We start from the raw sequence: 13,427 nt of genomic DNA on the forward strand, positions 1-13,427 counted from the left end.
GCTGCGGACGTCAGTCCTCGGGATCCAGCCGCCGCGCCCGCGCCAGCCGCCAGGCGTCGGCCGGGTCGCTGAAGACTTGCTCGGCCGTCGTGCCCGTCTCGCGGCCGGCGGCATCGATGGCGATGCGCTTGTCGAAGACGTAGCACTCGCCCTGCCAATCGGCTGCGGCGTCGGGAAAGGCTTCGAGGAAGCCCAGGATGCCGCCGTCGAGCTGCGCGACCTTCAGGCCCTGGGCCTGCATCCACGCTGCTGTCTTCTCGCAGCGGATGCCACCGGTGCAGTACATCGCGACCGTCTTGCCCTGCCATTCGTCGMGGTGTGCCTCGACATAGGCCGGGAAGTCGCGGAAGTGGGCCACGCCGGGGTCGATGGCGCCGCGGAAGCGCCCCAGCTTGAACTCGAAGGTGTTGCGGTTGTCGAGGACGACGGTGGCGGGGTCGGCCAGCAGTTCGCGAAAGCGCTGCGGGCTGACATGGGTGCCGGTGTCTTCGCCGCTGACGCCAGGGATGCCGAAGGCGACGACCTCGCGCTTGACGGAGACCTTGAGGCGGCTGAAAGGCAAGCGCTCGCAGGCGTTGTGTTTGACGTGCAGGTCGGCAAAGCCCGGCCGGGCCTGAAGTTCCCCCTCGAAGGCCTGGACGGCATCAACCGTGCCCGCGACAGCCGCGCTCAGGCCTTCACTCGCCACCAGGATGACGCCACCCAAGCCATGAGCGACCTCACGAAGCCAAGCCGCCAGCGCCGAGGGATCTTCTATGGGCGTGAAACGGTAGAAAGAGCTATGAGCAAAGGCGAGGGACACCCGGGGATTTTATCGACGCTCCCGGGCCCGCGAGATGCGGGCACTCATGCCGACGGCAATCAGGCCCGCTGCCAACAGACCCCAGGAGGCAGGTTCCGGAGCAGGTGAATAGATGATCGTCAACGCGCTCGACGCCGGCAACGGATCCTGACGGCACACAGAGCCGGAAACCCAATAGGAGCAGGTGTTCCCGATCTCAGCCACGATCGTCGGCGAGATGGCGACGCCGGGATTCGGTAAACCGGGCCCGTAAGGTGCGCCGGGAACGAAAGAGAACCGCAGGGCCTCGAAGGTCACCGATTGGCCGGGTGCGATGGGGCTCTGCACACCCAGAATCGCCGGCGTCAGCACGTTGCCGTTCGGGTCCATGACGAGACCGAGGAAAAAGCCAAACGAGTTCGCGTCAACAAAGGCCCACCCGATGTTCTCATCGGACGTCGAGTGGTTGGTGAGGGTCACGAAGACCGACGGACTGTCAGCCAAGTTGAGGACCGGCTTCGAGAAAGACCAGCTCCAATCCACTGTGGCGTGCGCCGCGGTCGCGCTCAGCAGCGCGGCGCACGCCAGGGTCAATGATGTCAAAAGTCTGCGCATGGACAACTCCCTGTCGTCGTATTGCTCGCTTTGGAGCGAGCATGTTTTCAAGCGGCGCCAGAATAACTCGGGTCGACGCTGCCAGCGTCCCGTACTCTGGCGCTCACCCTAGGATGGCGCTGGCAAGCCCTGCCCGCTGGACGGCCCGTTCAGCCGGGCGCCGAGGCCGCTTCGCTGGCGACCGGCGCCGCTCGTGGCGGCGCTGGGACTGCGGCGGGGCAGCCCGCCTCAGCTTCCGGTGGGTTGGACAGCGGCACCGACTTCAATTCGCCGGTCAGCGTCCTGAGCAGGGCCCGCCCGCAGCGCTGCTGCAGTACCTGGGCGCGCTCCATGCGCTCCCGACGACCTTCGAGGTAGCGAACCGTGCGGTGGCGCCCTTCATCCGCCGCATTGGGCGGCAGATCGCCGGCCAGCGCCTCTGCCGCCATCGCCAGCAGCTGGGCCGTGCGCCGGACCAGCAGTTCGCCTTCCTTGCTGGACCAGGCCTCCACCGCGTTTTCCTCCAGCAAGGGGTCGGACACGACGGTGACCGCTGCACGGCGCTGCGGGTTCGGCACCGATGCGTCGCGCCAGCCGGCCTCCGCCTGCACGATCAGTGCACGGCTGTCCTGCGTCATCCAGAACGCCGGCACCAGCTCGAGCCGCCAGCGCGCCTCGGCCATGGGCGTGGCGGCGCCGGACAGGAAGCCGCGCGCCTGCGTCATCAGGCCCTCCGGCGTCATCAGGGCCACGATGCCCTGATAAGGCGCCACCACCAGGTCGGCCCGCTGCTGCAGCTTGTTGGCCTGCGCCCGTTGCACGCCCTCGTTGACGGCGGCATGGGTCAGTATGGCCACGAGCAGGCCGGCGGCGTTCGGCGCCGGGTACATCATCTGCCCCGTGTTGACGCCGGCGCCATCCCGGTCCAGCACACCACGGAATTCGACGCCGGGCCGCGCCAGGCTGTCCCAGCCCAGCGCCCAGCTGTCACCGCGCGCCTGCGCCCCCACCCCGCAGGGCAGCAGCATCGCCGCGAGGATCAGTGCCCGGCGCAGATGCCGGCCACCCTCATTGCAGCGGCTTGAGGACGGCATCCTTGCCAAGCTCCAGGGCCTCGAAATAGGCATTGGTCAGGCCCGGGAACTTGGGCGGCTGGTCCCAGGCAGTTGCCGCAGCGGCCTTGTTGATGTCGATGGGCTTGTACCAATCCAGCGCGTTGGTGCGCAGATCCACCATGTAGGCCACGCCCTTGAAGACGGCCTTGGGCTCGGCCGTCGGCACATAGGCCGAATAGTTGCGCCACACGCCCAGGGCGTTGATCTGGATGACCAGCAGGCGATCGACACCGTGCTTGTCGCGCAGGCCGCGGAAGTCCTGGCGCGCGAATTTCACGGCGTCACCACTGAACTTGGGCAGGTCATCGAGCTTCAGATCGGTGGCCAGGGCCGTCGCACTGCCGCCGCTCTTGACGATGAAGGACGCGGCCTGGTCCTTCAGCGTGGCCAGGTCTTCCAGCGGCAGGGTGCGGACATAGCCTGTCAGCGTGCTGTGGGCAGCGTTCGCCACGCCCAGGCAAAGCAGGCAACCGGCGCCCGGAAACTCGGTGTCCACCTTGGGCAGTGCCGTCATCACGACGCCCACCTTGCCCGAACCGCCACCGATGGCGGCCTTGTTGAGCGGCACCGGGTTTTGCGGCTTGGACGCGCAGCCCGTCAAAACGACCAGCCATGCGGCGGCCAATCCCATCATCCATTTGCGCATGAAATCTCCCTGAATCTGTTCGAGGTCTGCGTCCGCCATGCGATGGCGTCGCGCCGGCGCGGATGATGTCGCAAAGTCACCATGCCGCAAGCCACCCGGGGCCCCAGACTTTCCCTCAGCCGGGGGCTTCCTAGAATCCAAGGCCTGCCCGCTCAAGCCCGCTCATGTCCGACCGCCTCAAAGTCCTGCCCCAATACCTGATGCCCAAGCAGGCGATGACACGCCTGGCCGGGCATTACGCGTCCAAGCCGCTGGGTGGCGTGACGACCTCGGTCATCCGCCGCTTTGTCGGGCGCTACGGCGTCAACATGGCCGAGGCGGCCGAGCCCGACATCACGGCCTACAAGACCTTCAACGACTTCTTCACCCGGGCGCTGAAACCCGGTGCCCGGCCGCTGGCCGATGCTCCGCTGATCTGCCCGGTGGACGGCTCGATCAGCCAGGTGGGCCGCATCCAGGGCGACCAGATCTTCCAGGCCAAGGGACAGGCCTTCACGACGACGGCCCTGGTCGGCGGCGACGCGCAGCTCGCGGCGCGGTTCAAGGACGGCCTGTTCGCCAACCTCTACCTCAGCCCCAAGGACTACCACCGCATCCACATGCCGGCCGCCGGGCGGCTGGTGCGCATGGTGCATGTGCCGGGCGAGCTGTTCTCGGTGAACCCGACGACGGCGCGCGGCGTGCCGGGGCTGTTTGCGCGCAACGAGCGCGTCGTCTGCGTGTTCGATGACGACACCTTGGGTCGCTGGGTGCTGGTGCTGGTCGGCGCCACCATCGTCGGCAGCATGGCCACGGTCTGGCATGGCGTCATCAACCGCGCCGGCCCGGTACGCGAGTGGGACTACACACCTGGACAAGCGACGCTGGCCCAGGGCGACGAGATGGGCCGTTTCCTGCTCGGCTCCACGGTCGTCATGCTGTTCGAGAACAGCGGCCTGCAGTTCAACCCGGCGTGGCAACCGGGAGGCTCGGTCCGGATGGGTGAGCTGATGGCGAGCTGAGAAGCGCCGCAGCTGCAGCGGGCGCCAGGGGCTTGGCCAACAGCCAGCCCTGCAGATGTGTGCAGCCCAAGGCCTCGACCTCGGTGGCCTGCGCCTCGGTCTCGACGCCTTCCGCCACGATGGCCAGGCCCAGCGCCTGGGCCAGCACGCAGGCCGCGCGCACGACGGCGCCGGCGGACGGCTCGGGCAGTGGGTCGATCATGCTGCGATCAAGTTTGAGTGTGGTGATGGGCAGGCGGCGCAGCAGGGTCAGCGAGCTCTGACCGGTGCCGAAGTCGTCGAACGCCACGCCCACGCCGGCGTCGCGCAGCCGGGCAAGCTGGGGCAGCACACGGTCCATGTGCGTCATCGCGGCGGTCTCGGTGATCTCGACCTCGATCAGCGTCGGCGCCAAGCCATGCGCGCGCACCAGGTCCAGCACCCAATCGGCAAAGCCGGTGTCCTCGAACTGCAGCGGCGACACATTCACGGCCACCGGCATCACGGCCAGGCCCTGCTGCTGCCAGGCACGCAGTTGCTGGGCCGCCTGGCGCAGGATCAGCGCGCCGAGCGGCACGATCTGGCCGGTGCGCTCGGCGGCGGGAATGAAGTCCGCCGGGCTGACGCGGCCGCGCCCGGGGCGCTGCCAGCGCACCAGGGCCTCGAAGCCCGCCAGACGGCGCGTGCCGGCCTCGAATTTCGGCTGGTAGTCGAGCTGGAACTCCTCACGCTCGATGGCCGCGGCCAGGGCCTGTTCGATCTCCAGCAGGCCGCCCGCCGCTGCCGACATGCCGGGCCGAAAGGCAACGACGGCCGCGCCGGCCTGCTGCTTGGCCTGGTGCATGGCCACATCAGCCGCACGCAGCAGGGCCGCGCCATCCCGGCCATGGGCAGGGAAAAGCGCGATGCCGACCGACAGGTGCACATACAGGGCCCGGTGGGCAACGGCAAAGGGCGCGTTCATCAGCGCCAGCAGGCGCTGGCCAACCAGCAGGGCGCCCGCGTCGTCATCGACGCCGGGCTGCAGCAGCAGGAACTGGTCTTCGCCCAGTCGTGCCAGCAGGGCCTCGGGCGGCAGGGCCTCGCGCAGGCGTGTCGCGATGGCCTGCAGCAGCGCGTCGCCGGTCTCGTGGCCCAGGCTTTCGTTGACGAGCTGGAAGCGGTCCAGGTCGGCCGACAGCAGCGCGAATCCCGGGCTGCCGGGCACCGTCAGCTCGGCCAGGCGGGCCAGGGCGGCGTGGCGGTTGGGCAGGTCGGTCAGCTCGTCATGCAGGGCCTGGCGGCGCAGCGCCTCGATGGCGCGCTGGCGCGCGGTGTCGTCCAGCATCAGCACCAGCAGGGCCGGCCCACCCTCCCATTCGATATAGCTGGAGCTGCCACGCAGATAGACGGCCTGGCCATCGCTGCGGTAGCGCTCGCCCTCCCAGGCGATCTGGCCGCTGCGCTCCTGCAGCAGGCGTTGGTAGCGGGCGCGCGCGGCCTCGATGTCGGAAGTGGCGATCAGCGGGCCGATGGGGCCGATGTCCTCCACGCGGTCGAAACCGAACATGGCCAGCGCCGCCGGGTTGGCATAGACGGCCCGCGACTCGCGCACGACAAGCAGACCCTGCATGGACTGCTCGTAGAGCTGGCGCAGCTGCGAATTGACTCGCTGCGTCTCGTGATGGGCGCGGCGCACCGACAGCAGGATCAGCGCCATGGCCAGCACGGCCTGCACATAGGTACCGAGGATGTGGGTGATGGGAGAGCGGGCCAGCGGGTCCAGCAGCGGGCCGCTGAGGTGCACCAGGCCGGAGGCCGCAAAGCAGCCGGCGACGAAGCGCTCGCCGGTCGCCCCATCCCGCCACAGCCAGGCGGCGGCCAGCCAGGCGCCGGCGGTCAGGATCAGGGCAGCGGCAACGACGGCATGGCGCTGCTGCACCAGTGCCAGCGCCAGGATGAAGCCGAGCAGGGACGCGAACAGCGGCGCGTTGCGCCGCCAGCGCCAGAGCCGGCCGCGGTAGCGCGCCGCGCCAGCCAGTTGCAGAGACAGCGAGGCGATGACGGCGGCCGTCGCCACGGTGGCCTGGAGCTTGTAGTGCACGGACTCCGGGTCCGGCGGCACGAGGGCGATGCCCAGCGTGAGGCCCACGGCGAGCAGGACATGGCTCCAGCCCCAGTCGCTGATGTGGGGATGACCAGGCTCCAGCCGCGCCAGCACCAGCAGCGCCACGCCAAGCAGGGCGATCAAGCTGGTGCTGATCAGCAGGGATCCCGTCATCGGCCCATCCTAGCCAGGATGGGCCGCGCCACGTGACATCAGTCACGCGCCGAGTCGTTAGAACTCAGGACGGATGTCACGCGCGGCCAGCGCCCAGCGGTCACCAGGTGAAGGTCACGACGCCGCTGGCCGGCAGCTCGTAGCTGAAGCGCCGGCCCGGCGCCTGCACCGTGAAGCGGCGGGGCGCGCCGGCGGAGTTGCTGACGATCAGCGCCGTGCTGCCATCCGGGTTCGTGAACGCGACGTGGTCCAGGCCAGTCTTCTTGCCCTCGCCGCCTTCCGAGTCGATGCGCCGTGCGCCCTGCTGCACGAAACGGCTGGCGTGGCCGAAGGCGTAGTACTCGATGTTGCGCGTGACCTTGCCGGTCTTGGGGTCGATGGTGACGACGCCACGGCAGTCCTTGCAACCGCCCAGGTGCGGGCCGTATTGCGGGTCCAGCGCCAGGTTCCACATCAGCACGCCACGAGCGCCGTGGCGGGTGCTGCCGATGATGAGGTTGCGCGTGATCCAGGGCAGTGTCTCGGCCCACTGCGGCTTCCATTCGCCGCCGGAACACTCGGTGAACCAGACGTCCAGCTCGGGGAAATGCTGGGCCACCTGGGACTGCGCCGCCACGTCGCCCGCGTAGCAATGCCAGGCCACGCCGGAAACGTATTTGCGCGCCGTCGCATCGGACAGCATGGACAGCGGGCTCCACGGCTCGTCCCAGTTGTGATCCCACTCCAGGATCTGCGTCTTCAGGCCTTGGGCTTTGAGCAACGGGCCGAGGTGCTGGCCGACGACGGTCGCGCGCGTGGCCGGCGTCATGCGCATGCCGGGGTAGTCGGGCGGCTCGAAGTGCGGCTCGTTCTGCAGCGTCAGCGCAAAGATGGGCACGCCCTCGGCCCGCATGCTCTCGACGTAGCGCACCATGTAGCGGGCAAAGGCGCCGTAGAACTCGGGCTTGAGCTGCCCCTGCACGAGGCTGTCGGTCGTCTTCATCCAGCCCGGCGCGCTCCATGGCGAGGCCATCACCTGCAGCTTGGGATTGAGCGCCAGGGCCTGCTTGACGGCGGGGATGACGTCGGCGCGTTCGGTGTTGAGAGAGAAGTTCTTCAGCTCGGGGTCGGTCTGGCCCGGCGGCATGTCGTCGAGGCTGTAGTGGCGGCGCGAGAAGTCCGATGCGCCGATCGTGAGCCGAGTCAACTCGAAGCCCAGGCCCTTACCGTCATTCCCCTCGCGCGTGAACAGCTCGCGCATCAGCGCGTCGCGCTGGGGCTCGCTCATGCCGTGGCGAATCAGCCAGGCCGAGCCCTCGGTGATGGCCGCTCCGAAGCCGGCGATGCGCTGGTGCTGGCGCTTCGGGTCGATGCGGATCACAGCATCGGCCTTGTTGGCGGACTTGCTCACTTCGCTTGGCGCCAGCAACTGCTGCTGGTCGGCGGTCGTCAGAAAAGCCCGCACAGTTTCAGCGTTAGCGACGCTGGCGAGCGCGGCTGTCAGGGCGAGCAGAAGGATCTTCATGGCGGTTTCAGCTCAGGCGTTGTTCACTGGCGGCGTCGAAGACGCAGAGCGCGGTCTCGTCGATGTCGAAGGCCAGCTCGTCGCCGGCCAAGATGCGGCGGCCGTCGTGCACCAGGACCGAGAAGCCCTGCTCGCCCAGCTTCATCCAGACGACCTGGTGGTTGCCCATGGGCTCGACCAATTGCACGGTCGCGCGCCAGCGGCCATCCGACTGCAGGCGCACGTGCTCGGGCCGCACGCCGAGCACGAGGCTCTGGCCGGCCTTCGCACGCCCCTCGGCCAGCCGCAGAGGCAGCGCGCCTTCAAGCGAGCGGCCGTCGGCACCGACCCGGGCCGGCACCATGTTGATGGCGGGCGAACCGAGGAAGCCCGCGACAAAGAGATTGGCCGGGCGCTCGTAGACCTCGCTGGGCGTACCGATCTGCTGGATGACGCCGCTCTTCATGACGACGATGCGCGAGGCCAGCGTCATGGCCTCGACCTGGTCGTGGGTCACGTAGATCATCGTGTTGCCCAACGTCTGGTGCAGCAGCTTCAATTCGCGGCGCAGCTCGGCGCGCAGCTTGGCGTCGAGGTTGGACAGCGGCTCGTCGAACAGGAAGACGCCGGCCTCGCGCACCAGCGCCCGGCCGATGGCGACGCGCTGGCGCTGGCCGCCGGACAGCTGAGCCGGCTTGCGGCTAAGAAGCGGCGTCAGCTGCAGCATGTCGGCCGCCCGCGTCACGCGTCGCTCGATCTCGGCCTTGGGAATGCCGGCCACGCGCGGGCCGAAGGACATGTTGCGCTCCACCGTCATCGTCGGGTACAGCGCATAGCTCTGGAAGACCATGCCGATGCCGCGCTCGGAGGGCTCAGCGTCGGTCATGTCCTGGCCGCCGATGTGGATGCTGCCTGCGCTCACGTCGATGAGGCCGGCGATGCTGTGCAGCAGCGTCGACTTGCCGCAGCCCGAAGGGCCGAGCAGCACGAGGAATTCGCCCTCGACGACCTGGAGGTCCAGGTTCTTGATGACCTCGTTGTGGCCGAACTTGATGCTCAGACCTTGGATGTTCACGCCACTCATTTGACTGCGCCCGCTGCAATGCCGCGCACGAACCAGCGGCCGGAAATCAGATAGACCAACAGGGGCACGGCGGACGTCAGGATCGTCGCGGCCATGTTGAGGTTGTAGAGACGCTCACCCGTCGTCGTGTTGATGACGTTGTTGAGCTGCACCGTCATCGGCTGGTTCTCGCGGCCGGCGAAGGTCAGGCCGAGGATGTAGTCGTTCCACACGCCGGTGATCTGCATGATGGCCGCGACGATCAGCATCGGCGTGGACATCGGCAGCACCAGCTGCACGAAGATGCGCCAGAAGCCGCCGCCGTCAACGCGCGCCGCCTTGAACAGCTCGGTCGGCAGGCTGGCGTAGTAGTTGCGGAACAGCAGCGTCATGATGGGCATGGCGAACACCAGGTGCACGGCGACGATGCCGGGCAGGCTGCTGTAGATGCCGATGGCCGCCTCCAGCTTGACGAGCGGATAGATCATCACCTGGATGGGGATGAAGGCGCCCATCATCAGCACGCCGAACAGCCACTGGCCGCCCTTGGGCTTCCACCAGGAGAGCGCATAGCCGTTGATGGCCCCAAGCAGGATGGGCAGGATGACCGACGGCACCGTGATGGCCACCGAGCTCCAGAAGCCGCCGCGAATGCCTTCGCAGCTGACGCCCGTGCAGGCTTCGCTCCAGGCGGCACGCCAGGCGCCCAGCGAGGGCGCCGACGGCAGCGCGAAGATCTGGCCGAGGCGGATCTCCTCCATGCTTTTGAACGAGGTCGTCAGCATCACGTACAGCGGCAGCAGGAAGAAGGCCGCGGCGAAGAGCAGGAAGGCGTAGACGCCGATGCGGGCCCAATGCTTGGTGCGCTTCATGCGTGGCCTCCCTTCGCGGCCTGGCGGCTGCGGGCATAGGCGAGCGGCGCGACCAAGGCGAGGACCGTGAGCAGCAACACCACAGCGCCCGCCGAAGCCAGCGCCAGGTTGGCGCGGCCAAAGAGATGGTCCATGATGAACTTGGCCGGCACGTCGCTGGCCGTGCCGGGGCCTCCCTGGGTCATCGCGACGACGGTGTCGAAGACCTTGACGACGCCCGTGGCCAGCAGCGTGAAGACGGTCGCCAGCGTCGGGCCCATCATGGGCAACACGATGGACAGGTAGACGCGCCAGGTCGGGATGCCGTCCAGCTTCGAGGCCTTCCAGATCTCCTCGTCGATGCCGCGCAGGCCGGCCAGCATCAGCGCCATCACCAGCCCCGCACCCTGCCAGGTGCCGGCAATGACGACGGTGTAGATGACCATGTCCTGGTCAACGATCCAGTCGAAGCTGAAATCCTTCCAGCCCATCTGCTGCATCGCGTTCTGCAGGCCGCTGTCGGGGTTGAGCACCCATTGCCAGACCAGGCCGGTCGCGACGAAGGACATCGCATACGGGTACAGGAAGGCCGTGCGCAGCACGCCCTCGCCGCGCACCTTCTGGTCGATGAAGACGGCCAGCAGAAAGCCCAGCAGCATGGCCGCGACGATGTAGAGCACGCCGTAGACGGCGAGGTTGTGGATGGCGAGCTGCCAGCGATCGTTGTCGAGCAGGCGTTCAAACTGCTGCAGGCCGACGAAGTCGTCCTTGGGGAAGGTGCGCGAGCTGGACACGGAGGTGCGCAGCGTCCACAGCACCGTGCCGACATAGCCGACGAGAACGATGACGGCCAGGGGCAGCAGCGCGCCCCAGGCCGCGAGGGAACGGCGTTTCATCGTCAGGACTTCAGCGCGTTGACGATGTCCTTCTGGACCTTCTCGACCGGAATGTTGCGGTTCCAGTAGCTCGTCAGCACGTCCTGCAGGGCGCCGTTCTGGTCGGGCGTGATGTAGATCTCGCCGTTGCCGAGCTGGCGCGACTTGTCCTTCATCGCGGCCACGCCCATCTGGGCGCACATGTCCATCTGGCTGACGTCGACGTCGGTGCGGATGGGGATGGAGCCCTTCTTCATGCTGAAGGCGACTTGCGTGGCGGGCTGGGTGATGACGCTGGCCAGCAGCTGCTGGGCCTTGACCTGGTCGGGCTTGTCGGTCTTGGGGAAGACCATCACGTCGCCCTGGATGATGTAGGGCGCCTTGGGGCCGAAGCCTGGGGCGCAGCCGTAGTCCTTGCCGGCCTCCTGCTTGGCCTGGGCGAACTCGCCCTTGGCCCAGTCGCCCATGATCTGCACGCCGCCGCGGCCGCTGATGAGCATGGCGGTGGCGTCGTTCCAGTTGCGGCCGGGCGAGCCCTTGTCGGTGTAGCCCTGCAGCTTCTTGTAGGCCAGCAGCACCTTCTTGAAGTCCTCGCCCAGGATGGCCTTGGGGTCGCGGTCGCGGAAGATCTTGAGATACAGGTCGCGGCCGCCGTAGTGGGCCAGCACGGCCGTGAAGACGATGCCGTCCTGCCAGGGCTGGCCGCCATGGGCCAGCGGCACAAGGCCGGCGGCCTTGAGCTTGTCCAGCGCCCCAAACAGCTCATCGAAGTTCTTGGGCTCTTCCGCGATGCCGGCCTTCTTGAAGGCGGCCTTGGAGAACCAGAACCAGGTCATGTTGTGGATGTTGACCGGCGCGGCGTAGTAGTGGCCGTTGACGCGGATGGCGCTCAGCACGGTCTCGGGCAGGAACTTGTCCCAGCCGTCGCGCTGGGCCACCGCGTCGACGTTGTTCAGCAGGCCCTGGTCGACGATGTCGCGGAACTGCTGGGTGGTGTTGAACTGGGCGGCCGTGGGCGGGTTGCCGCCGGCGATGCGGTTGATGGCGACCGAGCGAGCCTGCTCGCCCAGGGCGACAGCCGTGTCGACCCAGATGCCGCCCTGGGCCTTGTAGGCCTCGGCCAGGGTCTTGGCGGCGGCGGATTCGCCGCCCGAGGTCCACCAATGGATGACCTCGGCTTTCAGGGGTTCAGCGGCGTTGGAAGCGGTTGCAGCCAGCAGCGCAACCGCGGCCAGGGCGTGGCGGGGGAACTTCATCTTGTCTCCGGATCTTTGAGGGCGGCGAGGCGCAGTTTGCCCCGGCGCGGCTTGGCGCGCCTGAGGGAGGACCCTGTAATATTTCATTTAGAAACCGCCTGTACCCTTTAAATAAGGGGCGACATGCCGTTAATTATTCGTTCAGGAACTGGCCGTACCAGAGGCCGCTGTCCTTCAGCGTGCGCTTCTGGGTGGCGTAGTCGACATAGGCGATGCCGAAGCGGCGCAGATAGCCCTCGGCCCATTCGAAGTTGTCCAGCAGGCTCCAGGCGAAGTAGCCCTTGACCGGCACGCCGGCGTCCAGCGCCTGCTTGACCGCACTCAGATGGCGCTGCAGATAGGACAGGCGTTCGGCATCGTGCACATGGCCGTCGGGCGTCAGCACATCTTCGAAAGTGGACCCGTTCTCGGTCAGCTGGATGACGGCCGGGTTGTAGTCGCGCTGGATGCGGGTCAACAGGTCCACCAGCCCCTGTGGCGAGATCTCCCAGCCGAAGCCGGTGCGTTCGACGCCCTCGCGCTCCACCAGGCTGGCACGCATCGGGCCACCGGCCGGATCGGCCTTGACCATCTCGGGGAAGTAGTAGTTGACGCCGAGGAAGTCGGTCGCGGTGGCTATTGCCGCCAGGTCGCCGGCCTCCACCTTGGGCGCGGCATTTCCGGATGACGCGAGCAGCGCCAGCGTGTCTTCGGGATAGCCGCGGCCGAACAGCGGGTCGAGGAACCAGCGGTTGCGCAGGCCATCGTGGCGTTTCAGCGCGGCGGCGTCCTCGGCGCTATCGGATGCGGCGGTGATGGGGTGCAGGCTGAGCGTGATGCCGACTTGGGCGCCGGCCGAGTTCTTGCGGATCAGCGGGATGGCCTGGCCATGCGACAACAGCACGTGGTGGCAGGCCTGCATCGCATCGGCCAGGCTCTTGCCGCCGGGCGCATGCACGCCCTCCCAGTAGCCCATCATGCAGGAGCACCAGGGTTCGTTGTGCGTGATCCAGTGCTTGACACGGTCGCCCAGGCGGCGCGTGACGATGTCGGTGTATTCGAGGAAGGCGCCGACCGTGTCGCGCGAGAGCCAGCCGCCTTGCTCCTGCAGCGGCTGCGGCAGGTCCCAGTGGTAGAGCGTGGCCCAGGGGTCCAGGCCGCGCTCCAGCATGCCGTCCACCAGCCGGTCGTAGAAGGCCAGGCCCGCTTCGTTCACGGCGCCCCGCCCTGCAGTTCCGTTTGGAAGAATGCGCGGCCAGGCGATGGAGAAGCGGTAGGCGTTGACGCCCAGAGCCTTCGCCATGTCCAGGTCCTGCGGGAACAGGTGGTAATGGTCGCAGGCCACCAGCGCGTTGGAGCCGTCGCGGATGCGGCCGGGCTCGCTGCAGAAGCGGTCCCAGATGGACTCGCCCTTGCCGTCCTCGCGGCCGGCGCCCTCGATCTGGAAGGATGAGGTGGACACGCCCCAGCGGAAGTCGGCGGGGAAGTCTTGGCGTTTCGGGGCGGTGTGGGAGCTCATGCTTCGAATGGGAGGCGCCGGCAGC

12 protein-coding genes are annotated in these 13,427 nt (G+C 67.8%); 1 reads left to right on the forward strand and 11 read right to left on the reverse strand.

Annotation, left to right across the window (positions count from 1 at the left end; translation table 11 throughout):
- Nucleotides 1-10: 10 nt before the first annotated feature.
- The 4 genes from trhO to ACXJKJ_RS08830 all read right to left on the reverse strand — a co-directional run bounded on the left by trhO (nucleotide 11) and on the right by ACXJKJ_RS08830 (nucleotide 3,136).
- Entirely contained in the window at nucleotides 11-802 is a 792-nt protein-coding gene (gene trhO / locus ACXJKJ_RS08815) for an oxygen-dependent tRNA uridine(34) hydroxylase TrhO (RefSeq protein WP_457389838.1), read from the reverse strand.
- Nucleotides 803-811: 9 nt separating this feature from the next.
- Complete coding sequence (locus ACXJKJ_RS08820) at nucleotides 812-1,396, reverse strand: PEP-CTERM sorting domain-containing protein (protein WP_457389839.1); 585 nt, start codon at nucleotides 1,394-1,396, stop codon at nucleotides 812-814.
- Between the two features lie 149 nt (nucleotides 1,397-1,545).
- The gene (locus tag ACXJKJ_RS08825) at nucleotides 1,546-2,469 is read right to left on the reverse strand and encodes a hypothetical protein (RefSeq protein WP_457389840.1); all 924 of its coding nucleotides are present in this window, start codon (nucleotides 2,467-2,469) and stop codon (nucleotides 1,546-1,548) included.
- On the reverse strand, nucleotides 2,444-3,136 hold the full coding sequence (locus ACXJKJ_RS08830; RefSeq protein ID WP_457389841.1) for a hypothetical protein: 693 nt from the start codon (nucleotides 3,134-3,136) through the stop codon (nucleotides 2,444-2,446). Before ACXJKJ_RS08830 ends, ACXJKJ_RS08825 begins: the two co-directional genes overlap by 26 nt.
- Nucleotides 3,137-3,300: 164 nt before the next feature.
- Here ACXJKJ_RS08830 and asd point away from each other — a divergent pair, with 164 nt between their 5' ends.
- Nucleotides 3,301-4,137, forward strand: a complete 837-nt coding sequence (gene asd / locus ACXJKJ_RS08835) for an archaetidylserine decarboxylase (protein ID WP_457389842.1) — start codon at nucleotides 3,301-3,303, stop codon at nucleotides 4,135-4,137.
- Here the strand turns inward: asd and ACXJKJ_RS08840 are convergent.
- The 7 genes from ACXJKJ_RS08840 to ACXJKJ_RS08870 all read right to left on the reverse strand — a co-directional run bounded on the left by ACXJKJ_RS08840 (nucleotide 4,079) and on the right by ACXJKJ_RS08870 (nucleotide 13,402).
- Entirely contained in the window at nucleotides 4,079-6,376 is a 2,298-nt protein-coding gene (locus ACXJKJ_RS08840; RefSeq protein ID WP_457389843.1) for a putative bifunctional diguanylate cyclase/phosphodiesterase, read from the reverse strand. The genes asd and ACXJKJ_RS08840 overlap by 59 nt on opposite strands.
- Nucleotides 6,377-6,476: 100 nt before the next feature.
- Entirely contained in the window at nucleotides 6,477-7,880 is a 1,404-nt protein-coding gene (locus ACXJKJ_RS08845) for a glycoside hydrolase family 30 protein (protein ID WP_457389844.1), read from the reverse strand.
- A 7-nt stretch (nucleotides 7,881-7,887) separates the two neighbouring features.
- The gene (locus tag ACXJKJ_RS08850) at nucleotides 7,888-8,943 is read right to left on the reverse strand and encodes an ABC transporter ATP-binding protein (protein WP_457389845.1); all 1,056 of its coding nucleotides are present in this window, start codon (nucleotides 8,941-8,943) and stop codon (nucleotides 7,888-7,890) included.
- Complete coding sequence (locus tag ACXJKJ_RS08855; protein ID WP_457389846.1) at nucleotides 8,940-9,794, reverse strand: carbohydrate ABC transporter permease; 855 nt, start codon at nucleotides 9,792-9,794, stop codon at nucleotides 8,940-8,942. The genes ACXJKJ_RS08850 and ACXJKJ_RS08855 overlap by 4 nt, the downstream gene beginning before the upstream one ends.
- Nucleotides 9,791-10,669 carry a carbohydrate ABC transporter permease gene (locus ACXJKJ_RS08860; protein WP_457389847.1) on the reverse strand — a complete coding sequence of 293 codons (879 nt, stop codon included), beginning with the start codon at nucleotides 10,667-10,669 and terminating at the stop codon, nucleotides 9,791-9,793. The genes ACXJKJ_RS08855 and ACXJKJ_RS08860 overlap by 4 nt, the downstream gene beginning before the upstream one ends.
- A 2-nt stretch (nucleotides 10,670-10,671) precedes the next feature.
- Nucleotides 10,672-11,904: an ABC transporter substrate-binding protein gene (locus tag ACXJKJ_RS08865; RefSeq protein WP_457352260.1), complete on the reverse strand. Its 1,233-nt coding sequence runs from the start codon at nucleotides 11,902-11,904 to the stop codon at nucleotides 10,672-10,674.
- 133 nt (nucleotides 11,905-12,037) lie between these two features.
- Nucleotides 12,038-13,402 (reverse strand): GH1 family beta-glucosidase, encoded by a 1,365-nt coding sequence (locus ACXJKJ_RS08870; RefSeq protein ID WP_457352258.1) that lies wholly within the window; start codon nucleotides 13,400-13,402, stop codon nucleotides 12,038-12,040.
- Nucleotides 13,403-13,427: the final 25 nt, after the last annotated feature.

The organism is Roseateles sp. P5_E1 (assembly GCF_054049335.1).

Coding starts and splice junctions, on each gene's coding strand:
- ACXJKJ_RS08855 (WP_457389846.1), bottom strand. CDS start 9,794: ATGAAGCGCACCAAGCATTGGGCCCGCATCGGCGTCTACGCCTTCCTG.
- ACXJKJ_RS08865 (WP_457352260.1), bottom strand. CDS start 11,904: ATGAAGTTCCCCCGCCACGCCCTGGCCGCGGTTGCGCTGCTGGCTGCA.
- ACXJKJ_RS08860 (WP_457389847.1), bottom strand. CDS start 10,669: ATGAAACGCCGTTCCCTCGCGGCCTGGGGCGCGCTGCTGCCCCTGGCC.
- ACXJKJ_RS08850 (WP_457389845.1), bottom strand. CDS start 8,943: ATGAGTGGCGTGAACATCCAAGGTCTGAGCATCAAGTTCGGCCACAAC.
- ACXJKJ_RS08840 (WP_457389843.1), bottom strand. CDS start 6,376: ATGACGGGATCCCTGCTGATCAGCACCAGCTTGATCGCCCTGCTTGGC.
- asd (WP_457389842.1), top strand. CDS start 3,301: ATGTCCGACCGCCTCAAAGTCCTGCCCCAATACCTGATGCCCAAGCAG.
- ACXJKJ_RS08870 (WP_457352258.1), bottom strand. CDS start 13,402: ATGAGCTCCCACACCGCCCCGAAACGCCAAGACTTCCCCGCCGACTTC.
- ACXJKJ_RS08825 (WP_457389840.1), bottom strand. CDS start 2,469: ATGCCGTCCTCAAGCCGCTGCAATGAGGGTGGCCGGCATCTGCGCCGG.
- ACXJKJ_RS08820 (WP_457389839.1), bottom strand. CDS start 1,396: ATGCGCAGACTTTTGACATCATTGACCCTGGCGTGCGCCGCGCTGCTG.
- ACXJKJ_RS08830 (WP_457389841.1), bottom strand. CDS start 3,136: ATGCGCAAATGGATGATGGGATTGGCCGCCGCATGGCTGGTCGTTTTG.
- ACXJKJ_RS08845 (WP_457389844.1), bottom strand. CDS start 7,880: ATGAAGATCCTTCTGCTCGCCCTGACAGCCGCGCTCGCCAGCGTCGCT.